Origin of the sequence: Nonomuraea sp. NPDC049625 (assembly GCF_040675285.1) — a bacterium.
In the GTDB taxonomy this organism is placed as follows: domain Bacteria; phylum Actinomycetota; class Actinomycetes; order Streptosporangiales; family Streptosporangiaceae; genus Nonomuraea; species Nonomuraea angiospora_A.
Map to the genome: position 1 here is coordinate 177,823 of NZ_JBFAOQ010000008.1, position 13,534 is coordinate 191,356.

A 13,534-nucleotide genomic window follows, 5' to 3' on the forward strand; every position below is an offset into this window, starting at 1 on the left:
GCTGATGAGACAGGACGTGCGCGTACCGCTGCCGGACGGCGGTTCGCTGGAGGCGACGGTGGCGCTGCCGCAGGGGACGGCGCCCGCGGCCGGGTGGCCGGGCGTGGTGGTCCTGCACGAGATCTACGGCATCGAACCGGACATGCTGGACGTGGTGGACCTGTTCGCCGAGCACGGGTACGCGGCCGTCTTACCGGACCTGTACAGCCACGGCACCAGGGTCGGGTGCCTGACGCGGGCCATGCACCAGTTCGTCACGGAGAAGCCGGGTCAGCCGGCCGCCGACATCGACGCCACCCGGCAGTGGCTGGCCGGCCGCGACGACGTCGACGGCGGCCGGCTCGGCGTGATCGGCTTCTGCATGGGCGGCGGGTTCGCCCTCGCGTACGCGGCGAGCGCGCCGCCCGGCGTACGGGCCGCGTCGGTCAACTACGGCGCGGTCCCCCGCGACCAGGAGCGGCTGCGGTCGGTGTGCCCGGTCGTGGGCTCCTACGGCGGCCGCGACCAGGGCTTCGGGCGGCACGGCACGCGGCTGCGCGAGCACATGCGGGCGCTCGGCCTCGAGCACGACGTCGAGATCTATCCGGACGCCGGGCACTCCTTCATGACCGACGGCCATCACCCCGTCGCCAAGCTCGCGCTGTTCCCGCTGCGTCACGGCCTCGTCCGCGCGGCGGCGGACGACGCGTGGCGGCGCACGTTCGCCTTCTTCGACAGGTACGTGGCAGGCGGCGCGTAGCGCATGACATGCGGGAGGCCGCACGGCCTCCCGCATGTGGGGTCAGACCAGCGGCAGGCGCCGCACGCCGGTCATGGTCGGCATGGGCATGAACACCACGGGGTCCTCCGGATCGGTGCGCAGGTGGTCGAACCGGTCGAGCAGGATGTTGAGGGCGACCCGGCCCTCCAGCCGGGCCAGGGGGGCGCCCAGGCAGAAGTGGATGCCGCGGCCGAAGGCGAGATGCGGGTTGGGGTCGCGGTCGGGGTCGAAGACGTCGGGGTCGGCGAACTGCCGGGCATCCCGGTTGGCCGCCCCGAGCCAGAGCAGGACCGTCTGATCGGCCGGTATCGTCACGCCGCCGAGCTCGGCCTCGCGGGTGGTGCCGCGGGCGATCAGGGCGAACGGGGTGAAGAAGCGCAGGGACTCCTCGATGATCGCCGGGATCGCCGCGCGGTCTGCCCGCGCCCTCTCCTGGTGCTCGGGGAAGGCGTCCAGGGCCAGGACCGTGTTGCCGAGCAGCATCGTCGTGGTGACGTGCCCGGCCAGCAGCAGGACGATCGCGAAGTTGACCACCTGCTCGTCGGGCAGGTGCTCGCCGTCCACCTCGGCCTCGACCAGCTTCGTGAGCAGGTCGGCGCGCGGCCGGCGCCGGCGTTCGGCGGCGTGGCCGGCGAGGTAGGCGGACATCTCCCACCACGACTTCATCGTGGTCTCCGTGTCCTGCTCCCGCCGTTCGAAGAGGTCGTCGAACGAGACCTTGGTGTCCTGCCGGAACAGCGTGTCGGCCCACTGCTTGAACAGCTCGCGATCGCTGCTGGGCACGCCCAGCAGCTCGGCGATGACGATGACCGGGAGCGGGTAGGCCAGGTCGCGCACCAGCTCGAACCCGCCGCGCTCGCGCGCCGCGTCGAGCAGTTCGTGGGTGACGGCGGCGATCCTCGGTTCGAGGTCCGCGACGACCTTGCGGGTGAAGGCGCTGCTGACCAGCTTGCGCAGCTTGCCGTGCTCCGGCGGGTCGATCTGGGTGATGAAGCCCTCCAGTGACAGCCCTTCCGGCTTCTGGTCCTCGGGGGCCAGGCGAAGGGTGTCGGAGGAGTACGTCGCGGGGTCGCCGAAGATCTCGTGCGTCTCGGGGTAACCGTAGACGTTCCACATTCCGGCGGCGGCGTTGTGCTCGACCGGCCCGCCCGGCCGCGGGCCGTGCAGCCAGAAGTGCTGTTCGGGGATGTTGTACCGCTCGACGATGTCAGACATCGTCACTCCCTTGATCGTTGGATGATTGTTCGGTTGAGCGGATCGCACGACCCGGCAGGGGACGCGGTGGCGTCGTGCCGGGATCCTGCGGTGAACGGCACGTGCTCCTCGACGATCATGTTCACCCGGAGCCCTGATCGTCGTCTTTCAGCCGTTTGCGATACTCCTCCCAGCGCTGGAGCGACTCGTCCGCGTCACGCATGAGGAACTCGAAGAAGTCCCTGGTGTCCTGCAACAGCGCCCGCTGCTCGGCGCGGTCGTCACCGATGATCGACAGTCCGAGGCTCAGCGCCTCGGCGATCGGCTCGACGCCGGCCAGCCGGCCCCGCATGATCTGGGCCCATCCTCCGCGAACGACCTGGTAGCGGTGCTCACGAGCCGACGTGGGGACACGCTCGACCATCCCGCCGGCCTCCAGCTGCCTGGCGACCGTGCTGACCATGGTCTTGCTGACGCCGAGCTCGGCGGCCAGATCGGTGAGCGACTGGTCCGGCGGGTCGCAGATCAGCAGCCACGCGTACAGGCGGCCCATCGTCCGGCCCCCGGCGATGCGCTCCATGACGAGCCCCATCCGGTCGACGAACTCGGTCTCCTTCTGATCCACCTTGCCAACTCCGTGAGCGTCGTAAAGCACGTACTTGATGAAGTCTACGTCGCTGACTCGTCCCTCGCGTTGCCGGGCGCTCGCAGATCGAGATACCGTGAACATCCAGATGATGTCATCATTCAATTCAGGGAGCGGATATGACCGATGTGCCCGAGGTCGACCTGACCGATCCCGCCGTCCTGGCGGACCCGTTCACCGCGTACACGAGCGCCAGGGAGCGGTCGCCCGTGGCGCGGCTGGTGGCGCCCGGGTTCGGCCCGTTCTGGGCGGTGACCCGGCACGAGGAGGCCAGGGCCATGCTGAGCGACCCCAGGCTGACGACCAACGAGCACAGCTACCAGCGGCCCGACGTGCCGGAGCACTGCCTGCCGTACCTGCGGACCATGTCGGAGATGAACGGCGCCGAGCACGCCCGGCTGCGCCGGCTGGTCGCGCCCGCGTTCACGCGGCGCAGGGCCGCCGAGTTCGGACCGCGCATCGAGGCGATCGTGGAGCGGCTGCTCGACGAGCTGCCCGCGGAGCCGGATCTGCTGGCGCACTTCGCCGCCCCGCTGCCGATCGAGGTGATCTGCGAGCTGGTCGGCATCCCCGTCGCCGACCGTCCCCGGTGGCGCGAGTACGGCGCCGCCATCGTGGCCGGGCACGGCGAGAGCTTCCGTGACGCCATCCCGCGGATCCTCGAGGGCGCCACCGCCGCGGTCGCCAGGGGCCGGGCGGAGCCGGGCGAGGACCTGATCTCCGACCTGGCCCGCGTCATGGAGGAGGACGGCGACCGGCTCTCCGAGACCGAGCTGATCACCATGGTCTGGACGCTCGTCATGGCCGGCCAGACGCCCACGAACCTCATCGCCAACTCCGTCGCAACCTTGCTGTCCCACCCCGGCCAGCTCGCCGCGCTTCGCGCCGACCCCGCCCTCATGCCGCGGGCGGTGGAGGAGCTGATGCGCTGGTGCGGGCCGCAGCTGCTGACCATCCCCCGCTTCACGGCGGAGGACGTCGAGATCGGCGGCGTGACCGTTCCCAAGGGCGTGCCGGTCACGGCCTCGATCGCCTCGGCGAACCGCGACCCGCGCGCCTTCGACGAGCCGGACCGGTTCGACCTGCGGCGCGAGGAGTCGGGGCATCTCGGGTTCGCGCACGGGCCGCACTTCTGCGTCGGGGCCTCGCTGGCCCGCGTACAGGCCGGGATCGCGATCGGGGCCCTGCTGCGCCGCTTCCCCGGCCTGGCGCTCGCCGGCGAGGTGCGGCACATGCCCGACCCCGGCACCTGGCGCCTGACGTCGCTGCCCGTGACCCTGTGAGACGGCGGTTCAGTAGCCGACCGTGAACCTGGCGCGGTGATGCCGGGGGCGCTCGGCCTCGTCGAGCAGCGCGACGGCGAAGTCCTCCATGGAGATCGCCGACCTGCCCTCGGCGTCCACCAGCAGCTCGTCGCCGCCGAGCCGGTAGCGACCGGTACGCTCCCCCGGCTCCAGCAGCGCGGGCGGGCTCACGTAAGCCCAGTCGACGCCCGGCTCGGCCCGGCAGACCTCAAGCTGGGCGTTGCAGGCCAGCGCGATGGGCCGCCACGAGGGCGGGAAGTCCGGAGTCTCGACGACGGTGAGGCCGCCGGTGCCCGGCACGGTCAGCCCGGCCGCGCCGCCGACGAGCAGCAGCCGCACGCCGGTCCTCACCACCCCGGCCAGCAGCGCCTTGGCGGTCGTGACCAGGTCGGCCTCGTGGCCGGGCGCGGGCCGGGTGGCGCTGACGACGAGGTCCTGCCCGGCGCTGAGCGCGGCCACGTCCCCGACGTCCGAGGCGTCGCCGGCGCGGGCGTGCGCGGCGGGAGGCAGCAGGGGGAAGCGGGCGGGGTCGCGGACGACGGCGGTGACCTCGTGACCGCGCGCCAGCGCCTCGGCCACGACCCTGCCGCCCACGGCTCCGGCGGCTCCGAAGACGGTGATGCGCATGTCAGGACTCCTTTCCAGCAAGGACGCGGGGCGTCTCGGCCGGCTTGCGGGCGGGCTGGCGCTGGGCCACGACCAGGGCGGCCAGGACGACGAGCGCCCCGAGCGCCTGGGCCGCGGTGAGCTCCTGGCCGAGGACGAGCCAGCCGAGCGCGGTGGCGACCACGGGGCTGAGCAGGCCCAGGAACGTGACCTTGGTCGCCGACAGCAGCCGCAGGCCCCGGAACCACAGGACGTAGGCGAGCGCGGATCCGATGATCGTGAGGTAGGCGTACCCGGCGAGGTTCGCGCTGGTCAGGGTGGCCGGCGGCGCGCCCTCGACGAGGAACGCCACCGGGAGCAGCAGCAGGCCGCCGGCCACGAGCTGCCAGCCGGTGGTGGCCAGCAGCGGCGCGGGCGACTGCCACCGCTTGCTCAGCACCACGCCCAAGGCCATCACGACGGCGCCGCCGAGCGCCGCGGCCACGCCGAGCGCGTCCAGCCGGGCGTCGGCCCGCAGCACGAGCAGGCTCACCCCGGCCACGCCCGCCACGGCGGCCAGCGTCGTACGCATGGACAGGCGTTCACCCAGGAGCCCGGCCGACAGCAACGCGACCAGCAGGGGCTGGATGGCGCCCACGGTGGCGGCCACCCCTCCGGGCAGCCGGTACGCCCCCACGAACAGCAGCGCGAAGAACACCCCGATGTTCAGCGCGCCGAGCACCAGCGCGCGCCACCACCAGATGCCCGCGGGCAGGCGGCGGGTGATGGCGACCAGGAGGAGACCGGCGGGCAGCGCGCGGATCACGGCGGCCAGCAGCGGGCGGCCGGGCGGCAGCAGTTCGGTCGTGACGAGGTACGTGGTCCCCCAGATGGCGGGGGTCAGCGCGGTCAGCAGGACGGTTCCCGATTGATTTCTTAGCACTAAGACAAAGTATCTCAGCGCTAAGTTACTTGGCGAGGTGATTTACCTCACCGCTAAGGCATCGTTAGGCTGGAGTGGTGGCTGATCACGTCGACCTGATACTCAAGCAATGGGACGCCCAGCGCCCTGACCTGGACGTCTCGCCGATGGCGGTGATCGGCCGGCTGTCGCGGCTGATCCGGCTGATCGACGTGGAGCTGGGCCGTACGTTCGCCGCGCACGGGCTCGACCGGGCCTCCTTCGACGTGCTGGCCACCTTGCGCCGCAGCGACCCGCCGCACCGGCTGACGCCGGCCGAGCTGATGCGGGCCTCCATGGTCACGTCGGGGGCGATCACGCAGCGGCTCGACCGCCTGGAGTCCAGGGGGCTGGTGACCCGCACGCCCAGCGAGGCCGACGGGCGGGTGGTCTACGTGACGCTCACCGGCGAGGGGTACGCCCTGATCGACCGGGCCCTGCCGGACCATGTCGCGACGGAGGACCGCGTGCTCTCGGCCCTGCCGAAGGAGCGCCGGGACGAGCTCGCCCACACGCTGCGCGACCTGCTGGAGTCCCTCGGGGACACCACCACGCTCACCTGACCAGGGGTGCCATCAGAACCGGCCTGCGAGGCGCCTCGCCCGCCTGTCCCGGGGCTCGGCTGTTATCGCATTGCGCGCCTGTGGGCCGGCCGACGAAGATCGCGCCATGGAACGAAATGGGATCAAAGCAGGCTGGCTTGCCCTGCGGCCGTTCAAACCGGCGGACATCCCGTGGGTCTATGAGGTGTCCCTGGATCCGGCCTTGCAGCACTTCGTGGAGTTGCCGGCGCCCTACCGCATGGAAGATGCGGCGTTCTTCGTGGAGCAGCTGGCCATCGCCGGCGCGCAGAGTGGACAGCGTCTGGAGTTCCTCGCCGAGGAGGCGTCCACGAGAGAACGCCTTGGCCGCGTGGGTCTGTGGTTGGGCGCACCGGGTACGGCCGAGATCGGATACTGGGTTGATCCGAAAGCCCGCGGACGTGGCGTTGCGACCAATGCGGTGCGAGCTGTGTGTCGGTGGGCCTTCCGCGTTCATGGTCTGGAACTGATCGAGTGGCGCGCCGAGGTAGGCAACTGGGCTTCCCGCCGAGTTGCGGAGAAGGCGGGCTTCACCGTGGAGGCCACGCTCCGGAAGCGACTTCTGCACCGAGGAATCCGGGTGGACGCATGGGTCGGCTCCCTGCTCAAGGGCGAGGCTCTGTGAACTCGGGCCGGCGGTTCCACCCGGTGCGCCTTGATGGCGTCTGGTTCCCGATCGGATCGTTCTCGTCCAGCACACGCGCCATGAGGCACCCGGCCTTCCTTCCCTTACGAAGATCATCAGCCTGTGCGGGCCGGCGTGCTCACCGCCACCACCAGTCGATCGCTGGAACGCTGGGAGCGCCCGTCGCGGCGGGGATGGCCGAGACGGTGGCCACGGTGCGGACGGCGCCAGGGTGGTCGCCGTCGGGATCGGTGTAGCGCTCGGCGATCAGGCCCCATTCGAAGTTGCCGCGTAACAGGCAGGTGAGGTTGTCCAGGTACCGGAACAGCGCGGGTGAGGCGGACGGCATGACCTGGTCTCGCACCTCGACGAAGCGGGCGACGATCCGGTCTCGGAGGACGGCGGCGGCATGCAGCGCCCGGTCGCGGGGCAGGGTGTGGTCGCGCATGTAGAGGTCGATGAGGTTGCTGATCACGGGCCGGCTTGAGAGAGTCCGCTGCTGGGCGAGCCATCGCTCCTTGCCGTGCGAGTAGAGGTCGTTGTCGAGGGCGGCGGCCATGCCGGCCATCTCGGTCAGTGCCCGTACGCGTGCGCTGGTGATCTCGCCTTCGCTGATCGTGTCCGGCTCGGCCAGTTGGAAGAACTGCAGGGTGGGTTCGGCGACGGAGTACATCAGCCGTAGGGCGAGGTACTCGTTCGCGTTCAGCGGGGCGGCGCGGGCGGCGGCGCAGAGCTCGCAGGCGGCGCCGAGCAGCCATTTGAGGTGACTGTCGGCGAGGCGGCGCACCTGTTCGGGGCCGGCTGCCTGGTGGATGCGGCGGGCGAGGTCGATGACGGGTGCCGTCATGGGGTGCCCGGGCGGCAGCAGGCCCGCGTCGGGGGTTTCCAGGGTGCGGATGATGCGTACGGCCATGTCAAGGAAGCCAGAGTCGGCCCCGGCGGTGGCGTCCCAGGGGACGTCGTCGAAGACGAACATGAGATAGCCCCAGTCGACGGCGATCTGGAGGCGGTCGGGGTCGGCCCGGGGACACAGGTAGCCGAAGAAGTGCGCGGTGCGGGTGCCGGTGATGCGGCGGGCCAGGGTCGGGTCGTCGCACAAGCCATGGCTTGCCATCCAGTCCAGGCCGCGCCGCTGCATCACCTCGATCTGCGGGTGCCGGCGCAGGGGAGCCGGGAAGTACATCGGGGGCAAGTGCACGGTGATGGCCGGATCGGCGGCGTTGGCCATTGCGGGTCCCTCGCGGTGGATGGTGAGCGTCAAGAGTGGGCGGGAGGTGGGTCGTCGCGGCGGATGGTGGGCGTCAGGGGCGGGCGGGAGGCGCGGCGTCGCGGCGGCTCAGCGGCAGGCTCAGGTGGCGGGGATGCAAGGTGGGGCGTCGCGGCGGCTCAGCCGCAGCCTCAGGTGGCGGGGATGCAAGGCGGTGCGCGCCAGCGGCCTGACCTGCTGTCCCGGGACCGGGTGCAGGTGCCAGCGGCCGGTGATGGTGGCCAGGGCGAGGATGAGCTCGATGGTGGCGAACTGGTCGCCGATGCATCGGCGGGCGCCGTCGCCGAAGGCGAGGAAGTTCTTCGGCGACGGGGGCTTGGGGGCGCCGGAAGGGGTGAGAAAGCGTTCCGGGCGGAAGGTGTCGGGGTCGGGATAGTGGGCCGGCAGCCGGTGGATCAGGTAGGGGCTGTAGATGATCGTGGTGCCTGCGGCCAGGCGGTGGCCGCCGAGGTGGGTGTCGGCGGTGGTGTGGCGGGTGAGCAACCAGGCCGGTGGATACAGCCGCAGGGTTTCGCTGACCACGGCACCGGCGTAGCGCAGCTGCGGCAGATCCTCGCCGGTGGCGGCGCGCCCGCCGAGGACGCGCCGGCTCTCGTCGGCCACCCGGTCCTGTACGTCGAGGTGCTCGGCCAGCAGGTGCAGGGCCCAGCTCAGGGCGGCGCTGGTGGTCTCGGCGCCGGCGAGGAACAGGCTGGCGACGAGTTCGCCCAGCTCCCTGTCGGTGCGTGGCCGGCCCGTGCCCGACGGGGTGGGCGAGTCGGCGGTGGGGCTGTTGGCCAGCAGCACCGAGAGCATGTCGCCGTGGTTGTGGCCGGCGCTGCGGTAGTCACGTACGGCTTGGGTGGTGATGTCGTGCAGCCGCCGCTCAGTACGGTGATAGGCGCGATTGGCCGGGGTGGGCAGCCGATCCAGCGGGGGCGGGGTGATCATGCGACGGAAGATGCCGCGCACCATCGCCGGAAGCGCCTGGCGGATCTCAGCAAGGGATCGACGGCTCGTGGAGGCGGGGAACAAGGTTCGCGTCATGGCCTCACAGCTGATCCGAAGAGCTGCCGTGGGGACATCGAGGATCTGGCCGTCGCGCCAGGAGTCGGCGACGTGGGCCAGATACCGCCCGAAGATGGTGGCGTAGCCGGGCAGGCGGGTGCGTTGAAAGGCGGGCTGGGCCAGGGCGCGGAGGTCGACGCGGAGGTCCGCGCGGTGGGGCACGTCGACGGCTTGGCGCGGCGACTCCAGCGCGGCGTGCAGGAGGGTGTGTTCCCGGGCTCCGCCGGCCTCGACCAGTTCGGCGGCGTGCCGCGCCTGGGTGGCGTTCAGGGGGTACGGGTCGGCGTACAGGTGGGCCAGTCGGCGGCCGAGCGGTCCGGGCGTGGACGGGGCCGCGATCACCGGTGCGGTCATCTTCCGTTCGAGAAGGTCCTGCTGGGCCGGTTTGCCGGTGTGGGCCGGATCCCCCCAAATTCCGACGGCGGCTCGTGTGGAGCATCCGCAGCCGGTGCTGCCGCACCCGGCTGTGGGCCGCGAAGAACTCGGACAGGCGATGCCGGCGGGTGAGCATTCCCCCGGAGAAATCACATCTTTTCTCTACCAATCCCTACGTACTGTAATCTCCCCTGCGTGACAGGTAATCATCGCTGGCAGTGCTGCCGTTCTCGCCTGTTGCGGCGTAACGCCGATCCGCTCGGTGAGGGCGACCGTTCCGCCTCGCCCAGGCACCGCTGACCAAGGAAAGGGCGACGGTGAGCTGGAGTTCGGCGGCTGGATGATGTCGTCGGCCACGATGACCATTGCCGGTCGAGAGCCACCCTGGTCGTCTGCGTTCACGTTCATTTCCCACTGATCTTGCCGTCGTGATGTCGAGACGGCCGGATCGGCTCCGACCTTCTCGTGACGGCACCGGGTGGCGGCGCCGCCGGATCGGAGGAAGGCGCGCGATGAGCAAGGTAGTGCTGGATGTGTCGATATCCCTGGACGGGTTCACGGCGGGACCGAACGTCCGGAAGGAGGAGCCCATGGGGGACGGCGGTGAACGGCTGCACGAATGGATGGCCGGGGAAGGGCCGGACGGCGGGGTCGACCTCGGCATCCGCCGGCAGGTGGACGCGGCGGTGGGAGCCGTCGTCATCGGACGGCGCACCTTCGACCTCGGTGTGGTCCCGTGGGGTGGCACGCCGTGGCCCGGCGTCCCGAGTTTCGTGGTCACCCACCGGACCAGGGAGGACCTCCTCGGCGACAACGGCGGGACGTTCGCCTTCGACGGGCTGGAGGCCGCAGTCCGACGTGCCAAGGATGCCGCCGGGGACAAGGACGTCCTGGTGCTGGGTGCGGACGTCGCCCGGCAGTTGCTCACGGCGGGGCTGCTCGACGAGGTGTGGCTCCACCTCGTCCCCCTGCTGATGGGGGCGGGCACGCCGCTGTTTGCCGGGGAGCGGGCCGAGCTGATCCCGGAGGGGGAGCCCGTCGCGGGAACCGGGTCCGTGACCCACCTGCGCTACCGCGTACTGAAGCCCTGACGCCCTTGACGCCCGCTGCCTCGCGGCGTGACGAGGAGGTGAGGTGTCCACGGCGGCTGAGCGCGGGCGAGGACGGACCCGGCCGGCGCATCGGTCTCCTGCGCGTCCAGATCGTCCGGAGCCGACGACGAGGACCTGGCAGGCGGCGGCCGGGCCAGGTCCGGGTGCAGCGTGGCCGGTTCAGCCCAGGTCGAGTTTGGCCAGTTCCGCCCAGTACCAGGGCACGACCTCGCGCCCGGCGTCGGAGCGGGGGTCGGACCAGTCTCGGATCCATTCGCCGAGAATGCCGAGGAAGGAGTTGGGGATGCTGCCCGCCTGGATCACGCGCTGGATGCCGGCTTCGTGCGCGGCCGGGCTGGTGCCGCCGACCGCGTCGGTGACGACCATGGTCCGATAGCCGTCGCGCTGGGCGTGCACGACGGGGAAGGCGAGGCAGATCTCGGTCCATAACGCGGCGAAGACGACGTTGCGGCGCCCGGTCGCCTTGATGGCACGGCGTACGGGTTCGTCCTCCCAGGCGTTCATGGTCATGCGGTCGTACTCGGTGAGGGTGGGCACCTCCTCACGCAGGGAGGGGATGGTGGGGTGGTTGACCCCCGCTTTGACGCCCACGGTGGTGAGCACGGTGGGGATCTTGAGCAACCGGGCGATCCGGGCCAGGGCCTTGACGTTGAGCTGGAGCAGGTCCTTGTTCATCGAGGTGACGCCGTTGACCATCTCGGGCTGGTAGTCGATCAGCACCAGCATGGAGTTCTCCTGGCTGAACAGCGGGTTGGACTCGCTCGTGCCGCTCTCGGCGGACGCGGTGCCGGCCAGGGCGGGGGCGATCGCCGCGGCGGCCCCGACAGCACCGACAGCGCCTGCGGTGAGTGCCTGCCTGCGGGTTGGATTGCTCATGCCGAAATCCTTTACTTGGGGAAGATTGAATCTTTAAGTAGAAGGTAATGCGCAGGCATCCAGAAGCCGTAGACGACACGTATACGTGCTTTCAGCCGACTCGTCGGTGATCTCGTCCTCGTTGCCGACCCCGAGGTAGGGCAGATCGAAGGGCTCGGGGTGGCCGAGCGCGGCCCGGCGCGCGCAAGCTGCATTCGCGGCGTCTGGCGTAATGGCCCGTGATCGGCCCGATCTCCTCGAACGGCACGCTGAGCATGCCGTGCAGCCGGGCGCCGGCCGCTCCGCTGGCCTCAGCGAGCCCGGCACCACGAGCAGCGCCAGGCCCACCGAGCCGGCCAGGAGCGGCTCCTCGTGTTCAGGCGGGCGCGGTGTTCAGGCGGGCGCGGTATTCAGCCGGGCGCGGGGTTCAGCCGCGGCGCCGGCGGCCGGTGCCGCGGCCCGAACGCCGCCCCGAGCCGGAATCGGAGCCGCGCCCCGAGCCGGAAGCGCGGTTGGAATCGGAGCCGGTCCCTCGTGCGGAGGCCGTGCCGCGTGCGGAGCCGGGGTCGCGGCGGGGGCCCGTGCCGCGGGACGGCCGTTCGTAGCGGGTGGCGGGCCAGTGGGCGGGACGGGTGAGCGCGGCCGGGAGGCGGGTGGCGGCGTCGCCGGTGGCGGCGTTGAGCTGGGGCTGGGTGAGGAAGAGCGCACCCGACAGGTCCGCGCCCGCCAGGTCGGCCCCCCGCAGGTCAGCCCCGATCAGATCCGACTCCCGGAGGTCCGCACCCCGCAGATCGGCGCCGATCAGGTACGCCCCGCGAAGGTTGGCACCCCGCAGGTCGGCGCCCGACAGCTTGGCCCCGATCAGATCCGCTCCCCTGCGCTCCTTGCCTTTGCGCCCGGCCCGGACCAGCTCACTCGTCCGCAGCAGCAGCACGTTGACCTCGGCCCGGTGCGCCGGCACGTCCAGCTCCTTCAGCGCGTCCGGACTTTCCCGGGTGAGCCGCTCCGTCGCGTCGAACGCGCCCTGCAGCTCGGCGTGGACGGGCCTGGCTGCCTCCAGCGTCAGCGCCTCCGCCAGATACCACAGCAGCTCGTGCAACTGCCGCACGACGGGGAAGATCGCGTACATCTCCCCGGCCGTGCCCGGCGCCTGCCGCCAGCTCGTGCCCTGGAAGGTGACCTGCGAGACCTTCTGGCCCGCCCCGAAGCAGTCGTACACGGTGCAGCCGGGAAAGCCGCGCTCCCTGAGCTCCGCGTGAATGGAGCAACGGAAGTCGTCACGCAGGTTGCGGCAGGGCTCCCCGGCCTTCTTGTCCACCGCGAAGTCGGCCGACGCCGCGAACGGCAGCGCGACGCAGCAGAGCCCGAAGCAGCTCTCGCAGTCGGCCAGCAGGCCGAGCTCGCGCGGGTTCGTTCCAGGCAACGTGCGGGCCTCCTCCGGCGGATACGGTCAGGCCATCAAGGGTACTCACTCGTGGACGTACGGCGTCGTCGTGGTGATCGCCTCGAACCCCAGCCGCAGCAGGATCGGACGGCTCTGGCTGGAGGCGTCCACCTGCAGATGGTCGTAGCCACGGGCGATCGCCTCGCGGGCCCGGTAGGCGACCAACGCCCGGTAGATGCCGCGCCCGCGCCACTCCGGCACGGTGCCGCCGCCCCACAGGCTCGCGAACCGGGTGCCCGGGTGCAGGTCCATGCGGGCCGCGCTCACCGGCACGTCACCGGCCATCGCGAGGAGGGCGACGACCTCGCCCCCCGCGAGCTGGTCGAGCAGCCGTTCCCGGAAGTGCGCGTCAGGGGTGCCGAAGGCGCTCTCGTGAACGTCGGCCATCAGCTCCACACCGTCGGAACCGGTCACCGGCACCAGCCGCACCCCCTCGGGCGGTTCCCCTCCGAGGGGCAGGCGCGGGATCTCGGCGATCATCAGCGTCTCGGCGGGCTCCGGGGTGAATCCGGCGGCCAGGAGGCGCCGGTCGAGGTCGCCGGGCCGGTCGTAGCCATACAGCTTCCACTCGAACGGCCGCCCCAGCTCCCCGAAGTAGCGCACCTGCTCGGCGATCTCCGCGTCCGCGTTCCGCTCGTCGAGGCCGGACCAGAGCACGCCGTTCCAGCCGTGCTCGGGCGCGACCTGCCGCACCACGTTGCCGGCCCGCTCCACTTTGGCGTCCGGCCCGTCGGCGCGGGCCTCCTGGCGCAGCTGCCGGTCGAAGAGTTCCAGCATC

Annotated in this window: 13 protein-coding genes and 1 pseudogene; 5 read left to right on the forward strand and 9 right to left on the reverse strand. The window is 71.3% G+C overall.

What is annotated here, in order from left to right:
- Nucleotides 1–4: 4 nt before the first annotated feature.
- A complete protein-coding gene (locus tag AB0J87_RS32790) occupies nucleotides 5–739 on the forward strand; it encodes a dienelactone hydrolase family protein (protein ID WP_363971353.1) in 735 nt (244 codons plus the stop codon).
- Between the two features lie 42 nt (nucleotides 740–781).
- Here AB0J87_RS32790 and AB0J87_RS32795 read toward each other — a convergent pair whose 3' ends face one another.
- Nucleotides 782–1,975 carry a cytochrome P450 gene (locus AB0J87_RS32795; RefSeq protein WP_363971355.1) on the reverse strand — a complete coding sequence of 398 codons (1,194 nt, stop codon included), beginning with the start codon at nucleotides 1,973–1,975 and terminating at the stop codon, nucleotides 782–784.
- Nucleotides 1,976–2,096: 121 nt separating this feature from the next.
- On the reverse strand, nucleotides 2,097–2,579 hold the full coding sequence (locus AB0J87_RS32800; protein ID WP_350727413.1) for a MarR family transcriptional regulator: 483 nt from the start codon (nucleotides 2,577–2,579) through the stop codon (nucleotides 2,097–2,099).
- Nucleotides 2,580–2,719: 140 nt separating this feature from the next.
- Here AB0J87_RS32800 and AB0J87_RS32805 point away from each other — a divergent pair, with 140 nt between their 5' ends.
- A complete protein-coding gene (locus AB0J87_RS32805; protein ID WP_363971357.1) occupies nucleotides 2,720–3,883 on the forward strand; it encodes a cytochrome P450 in 1,164 nt (387 codons plus the stop codon).
- A 9-nt stretch (nucleotides 3,884–3,892) separates the two neighbouring features.
- Here AB0J87_RS32805 and AB0J87_RS32810 read toward each other — a convergent pair whose 3' ends face one another.
- Complete coding sequence (locus AB0J87_RS32810) at nucleotides 3,893–4,531, reverse strand: NAD(P)H-binding protein (RefSeq protein WP_363971359.1); 639 nt, start codon at nucleotides 4,529–4,531, stop codon at nucleotides 3,893–3,895.
- 1 nt (nucleotide 4,532) lies between these two features.
- Nucleotides 4,533–5,432 (reverse strand): EamA family transporter, encoded by a 900-nt coding sequence (locus AB0J87_RS32815; RefSeq protein ID WP_363971361.1) that lies wholly within the window; start codon nucleotides 5,430–5,432, stop codon nucleotides 4,533–4,535.
- A 77-nt stretch (nucleotides 5,433–5,509) separates the two neighbouring features.
- Here AB0J87_RS32815 and AB0J87_RS32820 point away from each other — a divergent pair, with 77 nt between their 5' ends.
- Together AB0J87_RS32820 and AB0J87_RS32825 are read left to right on the forward strand one after the other, a co-directional pair.
- Nucleotides 5,510–6,013, forward strand: a complete 504-nt coding sequence (locus AB0J87_RS32820; protein ID WP_363971363.1) for a MarR family transcriptional regulator — start codon at nucleotides 5,510–5,512, stop codon at nucleotides 6,011–6,013.
- 106 nt (nucleotides 6,014–6,119) lie between these two features.
- The gene (locus AB0J87_RS32825) at nucleotides 6,120–6,656 is read left to right on the forward strand and encodes a GNAT family N-acetyltransferase (protein ID WP_363971365.1); all 537 of its coding nucleotides are present in this window, start codon (nucleotides 6,120–6,122) and stop codon (nucleotides 6,654–6,656) included.
- Nucleotides 6,657–6,795: 139 nt separating this feature from the next.
- On the opposite strand, the gene AB0J87_RS32830 is transcribed toward AB0J87_RS32825, so the two are convergent.
- Both AB0J87_RS32830 and AB0J87_RS32835 read right to left on the reverse strand, forming a co-directional pair.
- Nucleotides 6,796–7,884 carry a hypothetical protein gene (locus tag AB0J87_RS32830; protein ID WP_363971367.1) on the reverse strand — a complete coding sequence of 363 codons (1,089 nt, stop codon included), beginning with the start codon at nucleotides 7,882–7,884 and terminating at the stop codon, nucleotides 6,796–6,798.
- Nucleotides 7,885–8,004: 120 nt separating this feature from the next.
- Complete coding sequence (locus AB0J87_RS32835) at nucleotides 8,005–9,324, reverse strand: cytochrome P450 (protein ID WP_363971369.1); 1,320 nt, start codon at nucleotides 9,322–9,324, stop codon at nucleotides 8,005–8,007.
- Between the two features lie 533 nt (nucleotides 9,325–9,857).
- Between AB0J87_RS32835 and AB0J87_RS32840 the strand changes: the two genes are divergently transcribed.
- Nucleotides 9,858–10,436 (forward strand): dihydrofolate reductase family protein, encoded by a 579-nt coding sequence (locus tag AB0J87_RS32840; RefSeq protein WP_363971371.1) that lies wholly within the window; start codon nucleotides 9,858–9,860, stop codon nucleotides 10,434–10,436.
- Nucleotides 10,437–10,616: 180 nt separating this feature from the next.
- On the opposite strand, the gene AB0J87_RS32845 is transcribed toward AB0J87_RS32840, so the two are convergent.
- From AB0J87_RS32845 to AB0J87_RS32855, 3 genes and pseudogenes are all read right to left on the reverse strand, one after another.
- On the reverse strand, nucleotides 10,617–11,333 hold the full coding sequence (locus AB0J87_RS32845) for an isochorismatase family protein (RefSeq protein WP_363971373.1): 717 nt from the start codon (nucleotides 11,331–11,333) through the stop codon (nucleotides 10,617–10,619).
- A gap of 595 nt (nucleotides 11,334–11,928) precedes the next feature.
- Nucleotides 11,929–12,705 (reverse strand): annotated as a pseudogene (locus AB0J87_RS32850) (pentapeptide repeat-containing protein); the annotation flags it as partial.
- A 75-nt stretch (nucleotides 12,706–12,780) separates the two neighbouring features.
- Nucleotides 12,781–13,533 carry a GNAT family N-acetyltransferase gene (locus AB0J87_RS32855; RefSeq protein ID WP_363971375.1) on the reverse strand — a complete coding sequence of 251 codons (753 nt, stop codon included), beginning with the start codon at nucleotides 13,531–13,533 and terminating at the stop codon, nucleotides 12,781–12,783.
- Nucleotide 13,534 lies beyond the last annotated feature (1 nt).